This window comes from Caballeronia sp. SBC1 (genome assembly GCF_011493005.1).
In the GTDB taxonomy this organism is placed as follows: Bacteria; Pseudomonadota; Gammaproteobacteria; order Burkholderiales; family Burkholderiaceae; genus Caballeronia.
In genome coordinates, this window is record NZ_CP049156.1 from 2,184,024 (window position 1) to 2,202,896 (window position 18,873).

Annotated in this window: 16 protein-coding genes and 1 pseudogene; 2 read left to right on the forward strand and 15 right to left on the reverse strand. The window is 60.8% G+C overall.

Going from position 1 to position 18,873, the window contains the following annotated elements; all coding sequences use genetic code 11:
• Positions 1-133: 133 nt before the first annotated feature.
• The 7 genes from bamB to ndk form a co-directional block, all read right to left on the reverse strand.
• Positions 134-1,273, reverse strand: a complete 1,140-nt coding sequence (bamB, locus tag SBC1_RS09575; RefSeq protein ID WP_165091456.1) for an outer membrane protein assembly factor BamB — start codon at positions 1,271-1,273, stop codon at positions 134-136.
• Positions 1,274-1,435: 162 nt separating this feature from the next.
• Positions 1,436-2,065 carry a tetratricopeptide repeat protein gene (locus tag SBC1_RS09580; protein WP_165091458.1) on the reverse strand — a complete coding sequence of 210 codons (630 nt, stop codon included), beginning with the start codon at positions 2,063-2,065 and terminating at the stop codon, positions 1,436-1,438.
• Between the two features lie 101 nt (positions 2,066-2,166).
• The gene (gene hisS / locus SBC1_RS09585) at positions 2,167-3,513 is read right to left on the reverse strand and encodes a histidine--tRNA ligase (RefSeq protein ID WP_165091460.1); all 1,347 of its coding nucleotides are present in this window, start codon (positions 3,511-3,513) and stop codon (positions 2,167-2,169) included.
• Positions 3,514-3,519: 6 nt separating this feature from the next.
• Positions 3,520-4,839, reverse strand: a complete 1,320-nt coding sequence (ispG, locus tag SBC1_RS09590) for a flavodoxin-dependent (E)-4-hydroxy-3-methylbut-2-enyl-diphosphate synthase (RefSeq protein WP_165091463.1) — start codon at positions 4,837-4,839, stop codon at positions 3,520-3,522.
• Positions 4,840-5,112: 273 nt separating this feature from the next.
• Positions 5,113-6,291 carry a RodZ domain-containing protein gene (locus SBC1_RS09595; protein WP_165091465.1) on the reverse strand — a complete coding sequence of 393 codons (1,179 nt, stop codon included), beginning with the start codon at positions 6,289-6,291 and terminating at the stop codon, positions 5,113-5,115.
• A gap of 214 nt (positions 6,292-6,505) precedes the next feature.
• Positions 6,506-7,648, reverse strand: coding sequence for a 23S rRNA (adenine(2503)-C(2))-methyltransferase RlmN (gene rlmN / locus SBC1_RS09600; protein ID WP_165091467.1), 1,143 nt, complete (start codon positions 7,646-7,648; stop codon positions 6,506-6,508).
• Between the two features lie 99 nt (positions 7,649-7,747).
• The gene (gene ndk, locus SBC1_RS09605; RefSeq protein ID WP_031356429.1) at positions 7,748-8,173 is read right to left on the reverse strand and encodes a nucleoside-diphosphate kinase; all 426 of its coding nucleotides are present in this window, start codon (positions 8,171-8,173) and stop codon (positions 7,748-7,750) included.
• 432 nt (positions 8,174-8,605) lie between these two features.
• On the opposite strand from ndk, the gene SBC1_RS09610 reads away from it, so the two are divergent.
• Positions 8,606-9,304, forward strand: coding sequence for a Bax inhibitor-1/YccA family protein (locus SBC1_RS09610; protein ID WP_165091471.1), 699 nt, complete (start codon positions 8,606-8,608; stop codon positions 9,302-9,304).
• Between the two features lie 108 nt (positions 9,305-9,412).
• On the opposite strand, the gene rlmD is transcribed toward SBC1_RS09610, so the two are convergent.
• The 6 genes and pseudogenes from rlmD to surE all read right to left on the reverse strand — a co-directional run bounded on the left by rlmD (position 9,413) and on the right by surE (position 15,860).
• The gene (rlmD, locus tag SBC1_RS09615; RefSeq protein ID WP_371826751.1) at positions 9,413-10,717 is read right to left on the reverse strand and encodes a 23S rRNA (uracil(1939)-C(5))-methyltransferase RlmD; all 1,305 of its coding nucleotides are present in this window, start codon (positions 10,715-10,717) and stop codon (positions 9,413-9,415) included.
• A 244-nt stretch (positions 10,718-10,961) separates the two neighbouring features.
• Complete coding sequence (locus tag SBC1_RS09620; RefSeq protein ID WP_165091487.1) at positions 10,962-11,738, reverse strand: 3'-5' exonuclease; 777 nt, start codon at positions 11,736-11,738, stop codon at positions 10,962-10,964.
• Between the two features lie 39 nt (positions 11,739-11,777).
• A pseudogene (gene rpoS, locus SBC1_RS09625) lies at positions 11,778-12,704 on the reverse strand (RNA polymerase sigma factor RpoS); the annotation flags it as partial.
• Positions 12,705-12,883: 179 nt separating this feature from the next.
• Positions 12,884-13,861, reverse strand: a complete 978-nt coding sequence (locus SBC1_RS09630) for a peptidoglycan DD-metalloendopeptidase family protein (protein WP_165091493.1) — start codon at positions 13,859-13,861, stop codon at positions 12,884-12,886.
• Positions 13,862-13,866: 5 nt separating this feature from the next.
• Complete coding sequence (locus SBC1_RS09635; RefSeq protein WP_165091495.1) at positions 13,867-15,105, reverse strand: protein-L-isoaspartate(D-aspartate) O-methyltransferase; 1,239 nt, start codon at positions 15,103-15,105, stop codon at positions 13,867-13,869.
• Positions 15,102-15,860: a 5'/3'-nucleotidase SurE gene (gene surE, locus SBC1_RS09640; protein WP_165091498.1), complete on the reverse strand. Its 759-nt coding sequence runs from the start codon at positions 15,858-15,860 to the stop codon at positions 15,102-15,104. The genes SBC1_RS09635 and surE overlap by 4 nt, the downstream gene beginning before the upstream one ends.
• A 196-nt stretch (positions 15,861-16,056) precedes the next feature.
• Here surE and SBC1_RS09645 point away from each other — a divergent pair, with 196 nt between their 5' ends.
• Complete coding sequence (locus SBC1_RS09645; protein WP_165091500.1) at positions 16,057-17,031, forward strand: NADPH:quinone oxidoreductase family protein; 975 nt, start codon at positions 16,057-16,059, stop codon at positions 17,029-17,031.
• A 314-nt stretch (positions 17,032-17,345) separates the two neighbouring features.
• On the opposite strand, the gene SBC1_RS09650 is transcribed toward SBC1_RS09645, so the two are convergent.
• Together SBC1_RS09650 and SBC1_RS09655 are read right to left on the reverse strand one after the other, a co-directional pair.
• Positions 17,346-18,551, reverse strand: a complete 1,206-nt coding sequence (locus tag SBC1_RS09650) for a CaiB/BaiF CoA-transferase family protein (protein ID WP_165091502.1) — start codon at positions 18,549-18,551, stop codon at positions 17,346-17,348.
• Positions 18,552-18,643: 92 nt separating this feature from the next.
• Complete coding sequence (locus SBC1_RS09655; RefSeq protein WP_165091505.1) at positions 18,644-18,868, reverse strand: DUF1653 domain-containing protein; 225 nt, start codon at positions 18,866-18,868, stop codon at positions 18,644-18,646.
• Positions 18,869-18,873: the final 5 nt, after the last annotated feature.

Genomic DNA, 18,873 nt, shown 5'->3' on the forward strand with positions numbered 1-18,873 from the left:
GCCTTGATGAATCGATTCTATTCGCACGGCGCGGACTCAAAAAACAAAAAAGTCCGAAAAAACACGAACGGCCGGCAAAGCCGGCACGCTCGTCAGAACGTTAGATCCAGTCAAACCCACTCAAACCGTCAAATCAGCGCGGACGGAAACCATACAGGCCGCCGTCGTGCGTCTGGATAACCAGGGTATCGCCTGCCAGCACCGGCGCAGCAGTAATTGCGCTGCCATCGGTCTTGGCACGGCCGACGAATTCGCCATTAGCCGTTGAAAGGAAATGCACGAAACCCTGATAGTCGCCAAGCACGACGGCGCGGCCCAGGATGAACGGTACGCTGACCATGCGATTCTTCAGCTTGTCGTTCTTCCAGAGCGGTGCACCGTCGATCCCGCTAAACGCGTTGACGATCGACCAGTCGTCGCCGGCTGCGACCATTTCATTGTCCTGCGCCAGGCCGCTGTCGCTCGAGAATGACTTTTCCCATTGCGGACGGCCCGAGTTCGCGTCGAAACAGCCAATGCGACCCTGGAAGGTGACCGCGCACGTTTCCGATCCTACGAGTGTTGGTGCGCCGGTGACGTCGTTGATACGCTCGACCTCAGTCACACCCTTCGGGAACGATACCGGCGTCTGCCAGTAGGCGTCGCCGGTCTGCAGATTGATTGCAGCGAAGGTACCGCCCGGGAAGCCCGCCAGGACCGCCTGGGAAGCGGCGAACGTCATGCCGGCAGCCACGCGCAGGTTGAGCGGCACGGCGCGCGCCTGGAATACCCATTTCTGCTCGCCAGTTTGCGAGTTGAACGCAATGACCTTGCCGTCGATCGTCCGGACGATGACCACGTCATTGCCGACCAGCGGCGGCGAGATGATTTCGCCCGGCGCGGTTGCTGTCCAGAGTTGCTTGCCGTCCGGTCCGAGTACGTAGACGTTGCCTTTCAGGCCACCGACCGCGGTCAGGTTGCCGTCGCTGCCCACGCCCGCTGACAGATCGTCTTTGAGCTTGGTACGCCACACGTCCTGCCCCGTCTTGGCATCGATCTTCGCAACCGTTCCGTTGGCGCCTGCCGCGTAGACGAAGTCACCGACTGCCACGGGCGAGAACAGATAACGCCCGGCCTTGCCGACGCTCGCCTTCCAGGCCTGCTCCACGGTTAGAACCGGCTTGATGTCTACAAGCGGAGTCGGCACGCGGCGCTCGTCCTTGGTGGCGCAGGCGGTGAGCATAACCGTCATCGCACAAGCGAGCGGGAGAGCGTAGCGTTTCAGAAAAGTCATCGGTGGACGCAACATGAATAAGTGAAATCGGTTGATCGGTGTGCGGCGTGGTGCTCGCTTGGGGTGCAAGTCACCGCTGCAAACCGGTGACTTTAACCTAGTGAGCAACGCGCCTGCATAAGGACGAGGTCGGCTGACGGGCCTTGAGACCGGCCGTCGGCGCTAGCCGCCGAGTGCGTCCAGCTTGAACTGGACCAGTTGACGGGCGGACGTATCGGACTTCGGCAGCGTGTCGAGCGCAACCTTGTAAGCCGCACGCGCGTCATCGCGCTTACCTTCGGCCGCCAGCAGGTCACCGCGACGGTCCGACACCACGCCCTTGAACGCGTCGAGGGGCGCGTCGGCGAGCACCTTCAGGCCAGCGTCATAGGATTTTTCGTCAAGCAGCAGCAAAGACAGCCGCAGTTTCGCGATCTGTTTGTATTCAGCGTCTTTCGCGTGATCGGCGGCCCATTGCAGTTGCGTTTTAGCCCCTGCGCTGTCCCCTGCGGTGTACAGCGATTTGGCGGCGGCCAGCGCCGTCATCTGCGCATACGCGGTGCCGCCGAACTTGTCTTCCATGTCCGTTGCCGCCCGCGTGACCATTGCCTTGTCACTCGATGCCACCGCTTGCTGCACCTGGTCGTAGAGCACGGCGGCTTCTGCAGCCTGCCTGCGCTGCCAGAAATTCCAGCCGTTCCAGCCCGCCGCGACGACGAGCACCGCAAGAACAATCCAGGTCGTGGAGTTGCCCCATTTCGCCCACCAGGCTTTCAGGTTTTCTAGTGACTCTTGTTCTTCGTGATAGCTCATGCCCTGCGTATTCCTTGACTGCTTTTGTGTTCGCGCGCAACGCCGCACACCATTGTTTCAGGCCGCCGCACCACCTTGCCCGCGTGGCGCAGCCCGACAAATCAGTCGGCGCCGTCGTCGGCGGTTGCCACCATCGCATTGATTAGAAATTCGGTCAAGTCTTCCACCGGCACCGTGGCTTGCTCGTTCTTTTGACCCGTCGACTCGATCGATGCACTGCGCAGCGGCTTCACGCCGACCATGCCCTGCGCCAGCTCGTTCTCGCCCAGCACCACGGCAAATGCCGCGCCGCTGGCATCGGCCTTTTTCATCTGCGACTTGAAGCTCGCGGGCGTGCCGTCCGGGCTGCAATGCAGGATGACGTCCAGGCCGGTGTCGCGCAATCGCTCGGCAATGATAAACGCCTGCTCTGCCGCCGCTTCACCCTGGTGAACCACGTAGATATCGGTTCCTTCCGGCACCGGCACCAGATCTTCTTCCTTCAGCAATTCAAGAATGCGCTCGACACCCATCGCCCAGCCGCACGCCGCTGTTGCCTTGCCGCCCAGTTGTTCGATCAGCGGATCGTAGCGGCCGCCGCCCGCCACCGTACCCTGTGCGCCGAGCTTGTCGGTCACCCATTCGAACACGGTGAGATTGTAGTAATCGAGGCCACGAACGAGACGCGGGTTGATCTTGAACGGAATATTGTTCGCCTTCAGCAGACGCTGAACCCCCTCGAAGTGCGCGAGCGATTCGGCCCCGAGGAAATCGACGAGCTTCGGCGCGTTCTGCGCAATCTCCTGCATGGCGGGATTCTTGGTATCCAGCACGCGCAACGGATTGGTGTAGAGACGGCGCTTCGATTCTTCGTCGAGCGCGTCAACATGTTGCTCGAGATACGCGATCAGTTCCGTCCGGTGCGCTGCGCGCTCTTCCGGCTGGCCGAGCGAATTCAGTTCGAGCCTGATACCGGAGAGTCCGAGATCGTCCCACAAGCGCTGGCACATCATGATGATTTCAGCGTCTGTGTCCGGTCCGGCAAAGCCGAGCGCTTCCACGCCGACCTGATAAAACTGCCGGTACCGCCCGCGCTGCGGACGCTCGTGACGAAACATGGGACCGATGTACCACAGCCGCTTGGGGCCGTCGTAAAGCAGATTGTGTTCGATCGACGCACGCACCACGGCGGCCGTGTTCTCCGGGCGCAGCGTGAGATGCTCGCCGTTGAGCGCGTCGGTGAAGCTGTACATTTCCTTCTCGACAATATCCGTTACTTCGCCAATGCCGCGCGTGAACAACTGCGTGGGCTCGAGGATTGGCGTGCGGATCTGCTGATAGCCGTATGCGCGCAGCATCGACTTGACGGTGTCTTCGAAGAATTCCCACAACGCGGCATCCTGCGGGAGGATGTCGTTCATGCCCTTCACGCCGGTCAGTTTCTCGAGCTTTTTCTTCTGTTCAGTCATCTGTCTTTAAAGTGTTTCTGCCTGCGCGGTTTCGCGCTTGCCGTAGGTCCGCGTCACATATTCGCTGACGATTTGCTGGAAATCCTGGGCGATATGCTCGCCGCGCAGCGTCTTGACCTTCACGCCATCGATAAACACCGGTGCAGCCGGATTCTCGCCCGACCCCGGCAAGCTGATGCCGATATTCGCCTGCTTCGACTCACCCGGTCCATTCACAATGCAACCCATCACTGCGACGTGCATTTTCTCCACGCCAGGGAATTGATCGCGCCACACCGGCATTGCATTGCGCAGATACGTCTGGATCTGCGACGCCAGTTCCTGGAACAACGTGCTGGTGGTGCGTCCGCAGCCGGGGCACGCAATCACCATTGGCGTGAACGAGCGCAGGCCCATGGTCTGCAGGATTTCCTGGCCGACGATCACTTCGCCGGTCCGCGCGCCGCCGGGTTCCGGCGTGAGCGAGATGCGGATCGTGTCGCCGATTCCCTCCTGCAACAGCACCGACAACGCCGCCGTGGACGCCACGATGCCCTTCGATCCCATACCTGCTTCGGTCAGCCCGAGATGCAGCGCGAAGCTGCAACGCTTGGCCAGTTCACGATACACCGCGATCAGGTCCTGCACGCCGCTTACCTTGCACGACAGGATGATCTTGTCGCGCCCAAGGCCGAGTTCGACCGCGCGTTCCGCTGACCCGATCGCCGATTGAATCAGCGCTTCATACATCACGCTTTGCGCTTCCCACGGGGTGGGACGGGCCGCGTTCTCGTCCATCATCCGCGCGAGCAGATCCTGGTCGAGGCTGCCCCAGTTCACGCCGATCCGAACCGGCTTGTCGTAGCGCGCAGCCGCTTCGATCATCTGGGCGAACTGCGTGTCACGTTTGGCTCCTGCGCCCACGTTGCCCGGATTGATCCGGTATTTCGACAGCGCTTCGGCGCACGCCGGATAGTCGCGCAACAGCGTATGACCGTTGTAATGAAAGTCGCCAACGAGCGGCACGGTCACGCCCATCCGGTCAAGCTGCTCGCGTACCGCTGGAACGGCTGCTGCGGCCTCGGGTGTATTCACGGTGATCCGCACCAGTTCCGATCCCGCTTGCGCCAGTTCCTTGACCTGGATCGCCGTGCCGATGGCGTCGGCCGTATCGGTATTCGTCATCGACTGGATGCGCACGGGGGCATCGCCACCGATTGTCACAAGCTGGCCGGCCCAGCGGACATCGACGGCGTGCGATGCGCGCCGTTTCCACGATCCGCCGAAGACTGGCTCCGACGAACAAATCTTGCTTTCAATAAGGGGGTGTTGAGCTTCGGATTGCATCGAAAGACCCTTTGCGCCGCCGGCTATCACACGGTGACGCGTATCTGGACATGAATGAGACTCGAGGACATAAAACGGCGCCACCACCTTTGCGACGCCTTGATGAAATCTTCGCACAACTCCGTGTCAAGGCTGAGAATCGACCTCAAAGCGACCTCAAAGCCCCTCACGCCGTGTGGCGTAATTCTTTCAAGCCCGCATCCGCTAACGGCGCGGCTGAAGCTCACAAGAGAGTGCACGCGAGTGCACGCTCGCGCGACTCGGGCAGCGCAATCAGGGCAGCGAAAAGCGGGCGACGTTGCCCTTCGCAGGGCCAAACTTGGCTGGATCGACAGGTTGTCCGTCGAACATCAGCGAATCGAGGCCCGCCCGATTTCCAACCGTGATCTTGAACGGCGCGTCGCCTGCCACTCGCTGCACGCTCCCGGCCTTGACCAGGCCTGAAAACACTTCCTTGCCGTCCTTCTGGCGCACGCTGAACCAGCTATCGCTTGCCACCTTCAATTCAAGTTCGTTGGCGCCGGCGCCGACTGAAGCAGTCGCTGACGCCGTAGCAGCCGCTTGCGCCGATGGCGTAGGTTTCACTGCATTCGCCAACGGCGCCGTAACCGGCGCGCTCGCGCTTTGTGCATGCGCGGCGGCGCCCTGGACAGCCGTAATAGTGGATGAAGACGCGGGAAGCGCATTCGTACCTAGCGGACTTGGCATGGGCTGGCCACCAGCCTGGGTTCCGGCCTGAGCCGGCGTTTCAGTAGCGGCGTCACCCGACGCTACCGAACCCGTGTTGGCCGTTGCTTCGTCGGTCGCCGCCACCGACGAACTCGCACTGGTTTCGCTGTTCGTTGCCTGGGTTGCGCCGTTAGCGCTGGCCTTCAGCCGCGCAAACCAAGCGGCGGAATCCCCACCCGTATGCCACATTGCGAGCGCAATCACGGCAACGATTACAGCAGCAACGCCCCACAACCACGACCGGCGTCGCGGGGAACCGCCCAGCGGGACCGACACGCGGCCGCGCGGCAAACCCGCACCCGACGATGCCGGCAACGATAGATTCTGCTCGACCGGACCGTTCACGTGGCGCAGCGCGGCCGTGAAGGGCGTTGGGTCGGCACCCATGATTTTCGCGTAGCTGCGCACAATGCCCGCCGCGAAATTTCGGTCTGGGAAAAGGCTGAGATCGCCGCTCTCGAGCGCACGTAGTTTCTGCGGAGATACCTTCAGCCGCGCGGATACGTCATCCAGTGACCAGTTCTTCGCTTCGCGGAGCTGCGTAAGACGCGCGCCGACCGCGGCGACCGAATCGAGACTCGCTGCCTGCTGAATGCCGCCCGGCGCGGTGTTGGCAGCGCTCGCGGCGTTCTCCGGCTGACTTCCGGGCAAAGCCCCGGCCTGACTGCCCGATTGGCCACCTTTATGAGCGCCGAAAGGCGTCGGGTGCTGCGGCTCACTCATCCCAAATTCCTCGCATCGATTCTTTTTTGTCGCTATTCAGCTTCGTTGCTGACCTTAGCGTCACCGCACAATATTGCCGAGTCGGCGTTGCAGACCGCTTTATAACAAAATGCACGCCGTTATGTGCCGCGTTTGATCATTTATTGCCGGATTTTCCGGTTTGTCCGTCGAATGAGGCACCGCAGGTTGGCAGCGCGACCATTCGGCCTGAAGCTCAGACAGCGCGAACCTCGATGACCTTCGCCGGCTTCCCCATGCGCTGAGCCAGCCGGGTGCGATCCTGAACCGCGCCGGCCAGCTGACCGCATGCCGCGTCGATGTCGTCGCCGCGCGTCTTGCGCACCGTTGTCACGACGCCCGCGTCCATCAGCACCTGCGCGAACCGCTTGATCTGTTCATTGCTCGAGCGCGTCAAACCGGACTCGGGGAACGGATTGAACGGAATCAGGTTGAATTTGCACGGCACATCACGCGTAAGCGCAACCAGCTCCCGCGCGTGCGCTTCGCTGTCGTTCACACCGTCGAGCATGCAATATTCGAATGTGACGAAATCGCGCGGCGCAACCTTTAGATAGCGCTGGCACGCGGCCATCAATTCACGCAGCGGATATTTCTTGTTCAACGGCACCAGCATGTCGCGAAGCGAATCAATTGGCGCATGCAGCGACACGGCCAGCGCGACGGGCAAATCCGCGCCGAGGCGGTCCATCATGGGCACGACGCCCGAGGTGGACAACGTCACGCGGCGACGCGACAGCCCGTAAGCGTTGTCGTCGAGCATCAGCCGCATGGCCGGCACAACAGCGTCGTAATTGAGCAGGGGCTCGCCCATGCCCATCATCACGACGTTGGTCACCACGCGGTCAGCCTTGCCGCTATTCGGCGCGCCGAAAGTGCCGCTTTTGGAAGCCCGCAATGCAAACTCTGCCATGCGCAACTGGCCGATGATCTCGCCCGTGCTCAGATTGCGCGAAAATCCCTGCTTGCCGGTGGAGCAAAACCGGCAATTCACAGCGCAGCCCGCTTGCGACGAAACGCAGAGCGTGCCGCGATTTTCTTCCGGAATGTAGACAGTTTCGACCGCGTTGCTGTTGCCCACGTCGATCAGCCACTTGCGTGTGCCGTCGGTGGACACGTGATCGCGGACGATAGCGGGCATATCCAGGCTTGCCCGCCCTTTCAATTTTTCACGCAGCGATTTAGCCAGGTCCGTCATGCCGTCGAAGTCGTCGACACCGAACTGGTGAATCCAGCGTTGCAATTGCTTGGCGCGAAACGGCTTCTCGCCCAGGCTGTCGCAATAAGCGACGAGCCCGGCGGCATCGAGGTCGAGAAGGTTGACTGTTGCAGCTGTCATTTCGATTCTGCCATTTCCTTGCTGAGCGAAAAACGGAACGCGTTCTGAGCCGCGCTCCAGCTATTTCGCGCCAATTCCTGCGATAAATCTACTCCCGAATCAACGCGAATAGACGTTCACTTCGGGGAAGAAGAAAGCGATTTCCTGACGTGCGGTTTCCGCAGCGTCCGAACCGTGCACCGCGTTAGCGTCGATGCTGTCAGCAAAATCCGCGCGGATCGTGCCCTTGTCGGCCTTCTTCGGGTCGGTTGCGCCCATCAGGTCACGATTCGTCAGGATGGCGTTCTCGCCTTCCAGCGCCTGGATCATCACGGGACCCGAGATCATGAATTCGACCAGGTCCTTGAAAAACGGGCGAGCAGCGTGAACAGCGTAGAACTTTTCCGCGTCAGCGCGCGACAGGTGGACCATACGAGCCGCGATGACCTTGAGACCAGCTTGCTCAAAACGGCTGTAGATCTGGCCGATCACATTCTTTGCCACTGCATCCGGTTTAATAATCGACAGGGTGCGCTCGATCGCCATGAAAAACTCCAAAAAATGAACGGGTTACGAATATAAATGAATCGACAATTATAGCACGAAGCGTTGTATGATTGCGATGGAAACCTTACGACTCCGTAAGCATAAAGCCAGGGAATGAATTGCAGTGCGGATCGCAGCGTGGGTATGAAACGCGCGGTAATTTTAGCGGTCCTAGTACTGCACGGCAGCATCGTTGATTTCGGTGCAAGATAGTCCCATATTTCGTGTCGGAAGGTCGTTGGGCCCGCAGCGTACAATGCAACTGAAGGTTTTCGCGGCAAATCGTCCAACGAAGCGTTCAACGAAGCCGCCTGACCGATAAAAGCCGTGTTTTCGCACGGTAGCTTTCGCACGGCACGTTGGCGCTTACGGCAAATCAAGCCGGTGTTTTTGAACCAGATGGCTTTACACAAGTTTAGGCAAGGAGAAACCATGAACGAATCCCCTTACAGTTTTGGCCGCAGCGGTAGCGTCACGTCGTCCGAAACCCGCAACCGCGTACTACGGAACACCTACTGGCTGCTTGCGCTGTCCATGGTCCCAACCGTAATGGGCGCGTGGGTCGGCGTAGCAACGGGCTTTTCCCTGTTTGCGGCTACCAGCCCCGCCATGAGCTTCATCGCCTTCATGGCAATCGCGTTCGGCTTCATGTTCGCCATTGAGCGCACCAAGAACAGCAGCATCGGCGTATTCGTGTTGCTCGGCTTCACGTTCTTCATGGGCCTGATGCTGTCGCGTCTGCTGAGCTTCATTCTCGGCTACACGAACGGGCCGCAGCTCATCATGATGGCGTTTGGTGGCACTGGTGTGATCTTCGCCGCCATGGCGACTATCGCAACAGTCAGCAAGCGCGACTTTTCCGGCCTCGGCAAGTGGCTCTTCATGGGCGTACTGGTATTGCTGCTGGCCGCGTTCGCGAACGTGTTCCTGCACCTGCCGGCCTTGATGCTGACGGTATCGGTGCTCGCTATCGTGATCTTCTCGGCGTACATGCTGTTCGACGTCCAGCGCGTGGTGAATGGCGGTGAAACGAATTACATCAGCGCCGCGCTCGCGATCTATCTGGACTTGTACAACGTGTTCACGAACCTGTTGATGCTGCTTGGCATCTTCGGTGGCAACCGGAACTGATTGCGCGTTAGTCTTGGTTCGCTCGTGTTGCTTCACTCGTAAAAACCGGCCTTTTCGAAGGCCGGTTTTTTTATGCTCGCAAAGCTTGGCGATTCGAAGCTTGGGGATTCAATCGCGCTCGAACAGCGCAATCGATTCGACGTGCGATGTATGCGGAAACATGTTCACCACACCCGCGCCCTTCATGCGGTAACCGGCATCGCGCACGAGCACGCCCGCGTCTCGGGCGAGTGTTGCCGGATTGCAGGAGACGTAGACAATTCGCTTGGGCAACTCGCCCTCGCCGCTCTGCGCAATTTCTCCCAGCGCCTTCGATACCGCCAGCGCACCTTCACGCGGCGGATCAATGAGAATCTTGTCGAAGGGACCGAGCGCACGAAAATCGTCTGCTGTGATCTCGAAGAGGTTTCGGCATGCGAACGACGTATGCTCATGGACGCCATTCGACCTCGCATTTTCCAGCGCACGTTCGGTCAGGCCCGCACTTCCCTCAATTCCCACCACTTCGCGCGCTACGCGAGCGAGCGGCAGCGTGAAATTACCGATACCGCAAAACAGGTCCAGCACCCGATCCGTGCGCTGCGCGGCCAGCAGCCGCAACGCGCGGCTGACGAGCACGCGGTTGATCTGATGATTGACCTGGGTGAAATCGGTTGGTTTGAACGGCATGCGGATGCCGAATTCCGGCAGCGTGTAAGCCAGTTCCCGGTCGACCGGATAAAAGGGATAAGCCGTCTCCGGCCCTTTCGGTTGCAGCCAAAACTGGACGCCATGGGCATCGGCGAAAGTACGCAGCAGCGCTTCATCCTCCTGCGTCAGCGGTTCGAGAATCCGCAGCACCAGCGCGGTTACCTCGGCTCCAACGGCCACTTCGATCTGCGGCAGGCGGTCGCGAATGGACAAATCGCGGACGAGCAGGCGCAGCGGCATAAGCAGTGCAGACACATTCGGGTGCAGGACGTCGCAAGTTTCCATATCGGCGACAAAACTGCTCTTTTTCTCGTGGAATCCCACCAGCGCGCCGCCCTTTCCCGCGATCAGCCGCACAGCCAACCGCGCCCGATACCGGTATCCCCACGACGGCCCGTGAATAGGCCGATAGATCGTTTCCGCATGGAGCTTGCCGATGTGCTGCAGGTTGTCCTCGAGGACGCGTTGCTTCACGGCGATCTGCGCGCGCACGTCGAGGTGCTGCATGGAGCAGCCGCCGCATTTACTGAAATAGGGGCATTTCGGCTGCGTCCGCATGACGCTTTCACGAAGGATTTTTATGAGCAGCGCCTGCTCGAAAGCGGCCTTCTTGCGAAAGCTCGCATACAACACGCGTTCACCCGGCAGCGCGCCTTCCACAAAAATAACCTTGCCTTCCGAGCCGTCCTCGGTCGTCGCGCGGCCGACACCTTGAGCATCCATATCGAGCGATTTGATTTCGATCTCGAGCGGCGCGGCCGAAGGATCCAGAGGAACGATTCGAACCGGCGCATTCCAGCGACTACGAGATTTTTTTCGAGCGTGAGACACCTGCGGACATCCTGGCTAATGTAAAAAAAGTGAACAATCGGGAAGTGGAAAACCAAACGAAAAGCGGGGTGAATACCCCGAAAAGAGCAGCAAAGGCGAGATTGTAGACGATGCCGGAAACGCCCCGGCGCGGTGCTTAGTTGTCGAACGCCGCCAGATATTCAGCCCAATGGGACGCCGGCTCAAGCGCGAGGGCATTCTTTACGAAGCTGATCTCGTCGGCATACTCTTCAGCGGAAAACCCTCCGCGCATTAGTTGAAAACGGCAGTACATCAGGTAGGTGTTTACCACGTCCGTCTCGCAATAATTGCGGATTTCTTCTATGCGCCCTTCCGAGTACGCCTGCCAGACCATGCCGCCGTCCATGCCCAGCTTGCCCGGGAAACCGCACAGCTTGGCGAGCGCATCCAGCGGCGCATTCGCGCGCGCCTGGTACATCGCAAGCACGTCCATCAGGTCGGTGTGACGCGCGTGGTAACGGCTGATGTAGTTGTTGTAGCGGAACTCGCGATCGTCGTTGCCCTGGTCCCAGTAGCGGGACGCCGCCACGCCATGCACCAGCGCGCGGTAGTGCAGCACGGGCAGATCGAAACCGCCGCCATTCCATGAAACGAGTTGCGGCGTATATTTTTCGATGACGCGAAAAAACGACTGGATCAGCGACGCCTCGGAATCGGTCGTAGTGCCGAGCGAACGCACGCGAAAACCCGTGTTATCGCGGAACACGCATGAAATGGCGGCAATGCGCTGCAGATGATGCGGCAGGAAGTCGTTGCCCACCTTTTCGCGGCGAGCGGCGAACGCATGCTCCGCTACCTCGATATCGGTCAGCGTGGCGGGAAGAGTGTCGAGACGGCGAATACCGTCGACATCGGGAATCGTCTCGATGTCGAATACGAGAATTGGAGTCATTACTTTTTTAAAGACAGCATTGCAAGGACGACGCTGCGCCTAGAGCACGGCGTCCTTTCGCACACCGTTCGATGCGAAGAACCGCTTGAGCCGGACCAGCGCTTCTTGCTGGATTTGGCGCACGCGCTCACGCGTCAGGCCCATTTCGTCGGCGAGTTCTTCGAGCGTGGCCGGCTCAATATGATTCAGGCCGAAACGACGCTCGATCACGTGCCGGTGTTTGTCGGAGAGACGGGAAAGCCACAGCTTCGTGAGTGTTTCCAGTTCGCGATGCTGAACTTCCGAATCGGGCGACTGGCTTGCGTCGTCGGACAGCAGATCGAGCAGGCTGCTCGCCGGATCGAGATCGAGCGGCGCATCGAGCGACGCCGTGTGTTCGTTGAGCGCGAGGATGTCCGTGACTTCCTCGGGCGTTTTGCCGGTGAGATGCGCGATGTCATCAATACTCGCGTCGCGCCGGTCCGGCGCAATGGCCGCCGTCGAGTTCGCCGAGCTTTTTTCGAGATGACGTTTCGCGCGCAGTACCTGGTTGAGCTCGCGAATCACGTGGACAGGCAAGCGTACCGTGCGCGCCTGATTCATGATCGCGCGCTCGATGCTCTGCCGGATCCACCACGTGGCATACGTCGAAAACCGGAAACCACGCGTGGGATCGAATTTTTCGATAGCGTGCATCAAGCCGAGATTGCCCTCCTCGATCAGATCGAGCAGCGGCACGCCACGATTCAGATAACCCTTCGCGATACTGACCACCAGCCGTAGATTGCGCTCGATCATGACCTGGCGCGCTTCGAATTCGCCGGCTTTCGCCAGCCGCGAATAGCGCTGCTCTTCCTCAACGGTCAGCAGCGGCTTCACACTGATGCGGTTCAGGTAATGCTGGATTGTGTCGGCCGTGAGTTCGGCCTGCAAAATAGACTTGAAGTCGTCGACGTCGGGTACGGAATCAGCCGCGCCCTCGACGGCATCCTTGCCGTTCACGCCACTGTCTTCGTCGGCATCAAGCTCGACGTCGGCCGTTTCGCCTTCGGACTCGTCTGCGTGGCTCGAAGCGCCGTCTTCCACCGTTGTCTGCGTGGGTCGGCTGATTGTCTCAGTCTCGGCTGGCGGCGGGCGGCGCTTCGATTTAGGCATGATGATTTCGCTTATTGCGGCGGCAAATACTTCAGAGGGTCGACAGGTTTGCCCTGCCGGCGGACTTCGAAATGCAACATCACGCGGTCCGAATCGCTGTTGCCCATCTCGGCGATTTTCTGCCCTTTTGTCACCGCGTCTCCCTCTTTTACCATCAAAGCACTGTTATGTGCGTACGCAGTAAGAAAAGTTGCGTCGTGCTTGATGATGATGAGATTGCCGTATCCGCGCAGACCGTTGCCGGAGTAGACGACCCGTCCATCGGCCGCCGCGTTGACCGGATCTCCGGCTGCGCCGCCAATGTTCAACCCTTTGTTCTTCGCGTCGTCGAACGTGCCGAGAATCGGCCCGCGCGCCGGCCAGATGAACGCGGGCTGCCCAGCAGAAACCGCGGCCGCGCCATTATCCACACCCGTTCCCGGCGGCTGCGTCATGGCCAGCCCTGGCGCCGCTGTGCCCGGCATTGCTCCCATGCCGGACGAAGTGCCGTAATTCGGTGCAGGCGGCAAACCGCCCTCCGTGCCCGGAGCAGTCGAAGGATTCGCACTGTACGTGCTGTTCAGCGGCTGGGCCTGCACTCCGCCGCCAACAATGGGAGCGGTAGAAACGCCCGGTGTAGCCGCCGCGAGATTAGCGCCCGGAGGCGCCACGCGCAGCAACTGGTCGACTTCGATCTGGTTCGGGTTCGTCATGTTGTTCCACGACGCGATATCCCGATAATTCTGGCCGTTTTCCAGTGCGATCCGGTATAGGGTGTCACCCGGCTTCACCCGGTAGTAACCCGGCGGCGGCGGACCCGGCGGCAACACGGCTCCATCCTGGGCAGCCTGCGTGCCGATTGCGGATCCAGTCCGGTCAACGACGGGCGCCTGATCCATCCGGGTCGCGCAGGCGGCCAGTGCGGACAGCGCAACGACGCATACACAGCGCTGAACCACCCACAGACCGGGGTTCGCGCTCACTTCACGTTTAGCACGCAACATACTCATCGGTGTTAAATCACTCCGGATTTTAAGGGTACAAAGAAAACCCGATCGAGCTGCGACTCGCGCCATTGAGTGGGCGAAACGCGCTCGACGAGTGTCAGTATCTGCGCTTGCGCCGTCTGGGATCCGACGGGCGCAACAAGTCTGCCGCCTACAGCGAGTTGATCGAGCAACGCCTGCGGAACGTCGAGGCCGGCACAAGCAATCACAATGGCGTCGAACGGCGCGACCGCCGGCAATCCAAGGCGCCCATCGCCGTAATGCAGGCGGATGTTCGGCACGCGCAACGGCCGCAAATTCAGCTTCGCGCGCTCAGATAACGGCCGGATCCGTTCAATGGAATACACGTCGGCTGCTACCTGCGACAACACAGCCGCCTGATACCCGCAGCCCGTGCCGATTTCCAGCACATTCCTGAGCGTTCGTCCGGCCGCGACCAGCTCGATCATCCGTGCGACCACCGACGGCTTGGAGATAGTCTGATGATGACCGATCGGCAGCGCAGCATCCTCATACGCCTGCGTGGCAAGTCCGGGATCGACGAACATGTGGCGCGGCACTGCTGCCATGGCGGCGAGCACGCGTGCATCCGTTATGCCGTTGGCACGCAGACGTTCGACCATGCGCTCGCGCACTCGTTCCGATGTCAGCGCGTGAGTGCTTTGCTGCCCGGCCTGGGACGTAGCCTTTCGGACGGCGTTTGATTTGACCTCGGGTTGCGGTGCCGGTTTTAACTTCGCTGGTTGTAAATTCGCCGGTTGTAAATTCGATTTCGCATCCGGCTTTAAGTGTGTCTTGGGCCTTGGCTGAGCATCGCGCGTTTCGTTCAGACGCGCGCCCGAACGCAGCGCGCCGGGCTGATGATGCGCGACGACCGTGGATGGTTTCGACGTAGCATGCAATCTTGCGGCCGAACGATGCCCTTCTCCCGTCGATGCAGCCGGACTCCCCGCCACACCTCGCGCCGTGTTGCCCGGGAGCGCCTTCGATTCAGGTTTCGCCACCGCACTCACTTTCGTGCCGGAGTGCGTGCCCGACGACGGTTTTGCTGCCCTTCCACCCGCCAGTTTCGGGGCGGCTGCGGAGGTCTTGTGCGTGGCCGCCGCGGATTTCAAAACACCGCTGCCGCCCGAAATCGCCTTCAATACCGGCTTGCTGCGCGCATCAGGACGCGCAGTCGCCTTGCGTGGCTCACGCACCAGATCGGCGAGCGCCAGCGGAAAGCGTTTCGCGCGTTCGTCCGTCATGAACGGCGGCTCCGTGCCTCGGCCCACTGGCGCGTAGCGGGCAGCAGCTTGGTGTGCGTCAGATCGAGTTGCAGCGGCGTGATCGAGATATGACCGTTCGCCACCGCGTGGAAGTCCGTGCCTTCGCTTGCATCGAGCGCGTCGCCGGACGGCCCGATCCACCAGATCGGATTACCGCGCGGATCGATTTGCCGAACGACCGGCTGCGACGGATGGCGCTTGCCCAGCCGCGTAATACGCCACTCGCCCATCTCGTCATACGGCAGACTCGGAATGTTCACATTGAGCAGCGGATGGCCGGGCATGGGATGCGCGAGATAGTGCGCGACGATATCCGCCGCCACCCGCGCCGCGTCCTCCAGATGCAGCCAATCTCGCCCGACCAGAGAGAACGCAATGGCCGGCACGCCGAACATGAACCCTTCGGTGGCCGCGGCAACCGTTCCCGAATACAGCGTGTCCTCGCCCATGTTCTGGCCGTTGTTTATGCCTGATACAACAAGATCAGGCTGCTCGGCCAGCATGCCCGTGAGCGCGATGTGCACTGAATCCGTTGGCGTGCCGTTCACATAGTTGAAACCATTTGCTGCGGTGTGAATGGTGAGCGGCCGCGACAGCGTCAGTGAGTTCGAAGCGCCGCTACAGTTTTGCTCGGGCGCCATCACGGTGACTTCGCCAAGCGGCTGCATGGCCGCGTGCAGCACGTTAAGGCCGCGGGCCAGATAACCGTCGTCGTTACTGAGTAGGATTCGCATCCGACGATTGTAACCGAGGAAGGAAGGCCCGCGGATCGACAGCGGGACACTCGGCCAAACGGTCTGCTACAGCGCTTTACAGTGGGCAAGTTGCACGCGTTTTATAGACCTTTCGGCCAACGAGACAGGTGCAGCAGCACGCTCGTGCAGCCCTGATCTACACTGCCAGATCACGATCATTTCCCCCGGAGACAGCATGCGCGCGATTCGATGCAACCAGTACGGACCACCGGAGTCCCTCGTCCTGGAAACACTCCCGGATCTCCAGCCCGGGCCGGGCCAGGTAGTGATCGACGTACGCGCCGCCAGCGTGAACTTCCCTGACGTCCTCGTGATCCAGAACAAGTACCAGATGAAGCCCGAATTGCCGTTCACGCCGGGCTCCGAGTTCGCGGGGGTGGTGCGGGCCACAGGCCCTGACGTCAATCGGTTGAAGCCCGGCATGCGGGTCGTCGCCTACACCGCGCAAGGCGCTTTCGCTGAGCAGGCGCTGGCAAGCGAGGCGGCCTGCATTCCATTGCCCGACGACATCGACTTCGCCAGCGCTGCGGCCATTACCCTCGCGTACGGCACCTCGCACCACGCCGTGGTCGACCGGGGCGCGCTGAAGGCGGGTGAAACCATGCTCGTGCTGGGCGCGGCGGGCGGCGTCGGGCTGGCGGCGGTGGAAATTGGCAAGGCGCTCGGCGCGCGCGTGATTGCGGCGGCGTCGAGTCCGGATAAGCTCGCGTTGTGCGTAGAGCACGGTGCGGACGCCACCATCGACTACACGAGTGAAAACCTGCGCGAGCGGATCAAGGCGCTGACAAACGGGAACGGGCCCGATGTGATCTACGACCCGGTCGGCGGCGAGTACGCGGAGCCGGCTTTTCGCAGCATCGGGTGGCGCGGCCGGTATCTCGTGGTCGGATTTGCGAACGGCGAGATTCCGAAGCTGCCGCTCAACCTAGCACTGCTCAAGGGCGCGAGTATTGTTGGAGTGTTCTGGGGTCAGCATATCCAGCGCGAGGCCGAACTGGCGAGTGCCGCGTTGCAGCAGATTTTCGGCTGGATCAAGGAGGGCCGGGTACGGCCGCATGTCACAAAGCGCTACGCCCTTGAACAGACCGCTACGGCATTGAACGACATGGCCAGCCGGCGCGTGTTGGGGAAGATCGTGATCGAACCTTGACGGATCGTGGGGCAGCGGATGACGGCGACGCGCACGAACAACGCCTGACAATCTGGCCGCCGCGTCTCACATCTTTTCGATATCACCGGCGCTCGGCTGCCATTTCATCTGGTGGCGATCAACCGGCGTCGTGCGATCCCGTCAAGCACCAGAGCCAATGCAGTCAGCACTAGAACGCCGGCGAGGTCGAAGGAACGCCGGCGAGGTCGAAGGTAGCTTCAGCTTGCAGGATCAGTGCCTACCCCACGCGCCGAGTTCTATATCTGGCGGTCCCTAAGGCGGATCGCTAAGGCGGATCGCTAAGGCGGAAAAGCTTAAATCGCCTTGTTCGCCCGTAGTTGCGCAATCTCGTGAGGCTCATACCCAAGCGATCGCAGGACTTCATCGGTGTGTTCGCCGAGTTGAGGGCCAAGCCAGCGTGTCTCGCCCGGCGTCTCCGACAACTTCGGCGTGACGTTCGGCAGTGCGATCTCCCGGCCATCCTGCCAGGGAAAATGCTGGATCATCTGGCGCGCAATGTATTGCGGATCGGTGAACATATCGGCCACGCTGTAGATTCGGCCCGCAGGAACATCCGCGGCGTTCAACACGGCAAGTGCCTCATCGATGGAACGGGTACAAAGCCATACGCGGATAGCATCGTCAATTTCGCGTGTGCGCGGCACACGTCCGTCATTCGATGCCAGCGTGGGATCGTTGCCCAGGTCCTCGCGGCCGATCGCGAACATCAACCGCTTGAAGATTGGATCGCTGTTGCCGCCAATCACAATACTGCCGTCACGGCACGGATAAGTGTTCGACGGCACGATGCCCGGCAGCGAGGCGCCCGTGCGCTCGCGGATCATGCCGTACACGCCGTATTCGGGTACAACGCTTTCCATCATGTTGAAGACGGCTTCGTACAGCGCGACATCGACCACTTGTCCCTTGCCGCCATTCGCTTGCCGATGATGCAACGCCATCAACGCGCCGATCACCCCATGCAGCGCGGCAATGGAGTCACCAATGGAAATGCCGATGCGCGGCGGCGGCAAGTCCGGGTAACCGGTGATGTGGCGCAATCCGCCCATTGATTCGGCGATCGCGCCAAAGCCCGGCCGGTCGCGATACGGCCCGGTCTGCCCGTAGCCCGACAGCCGCACCATCACAAGGCCCGGGTTTTCGGCAGATAACACCTCATAGCCCAGCCCGAGTTTCTCGAGCAGGCCCGGCCGGAAATTCTCGACGACGATATCGGCTTCCTTCGCGAGCCGCCGGACGATTTCCTTGCCTTCGGGAGCCTTGAGATTGACCGTCACCGACTTTTTATTACGTGCCTGGACCGCCCACCATAGCGACGTCCCGCCTACTTCCGGATAGAGCTTGCGCCATTTGCGCAGCGGATCGCCGCCGTTCGGATCTTCGATCTTGATCACGTCGGCGCCGAACTCGCCCATGAAGCGCGCGGCGAACGGCCCGGCGATCAGCGTACCGAGTTCGAGCACCTTGACGCCGGCGAGCGGTCCCGTAGAAACGCTCATGGTGCCTCCTTCGTTATGGTTTGCACAGCGGGTTTTCACAGCGCTCCGCAGCAGCTTGAAATAGCTTGAGAGCTTGATGCGCCGGGCAACCTTTACAGCGGAATGTCCAGCGCCTTGAACCGCGGCGAACCGTCGGCAAGCGTCCCGTTGAACAGTTCCGCCGGACGCACCCACAGGCCATGATCGTGCGGCCAGAGATGTTCATAGACGATCATCGCCTCTTCCGTCTCTGAATGCCGCGCCACGCCGATCACGCGATATAAACCACCCTTGTAATGCCGGTGGGTGGCGAGCGCCAATGCTTCTGCTTCGGTCATATCGT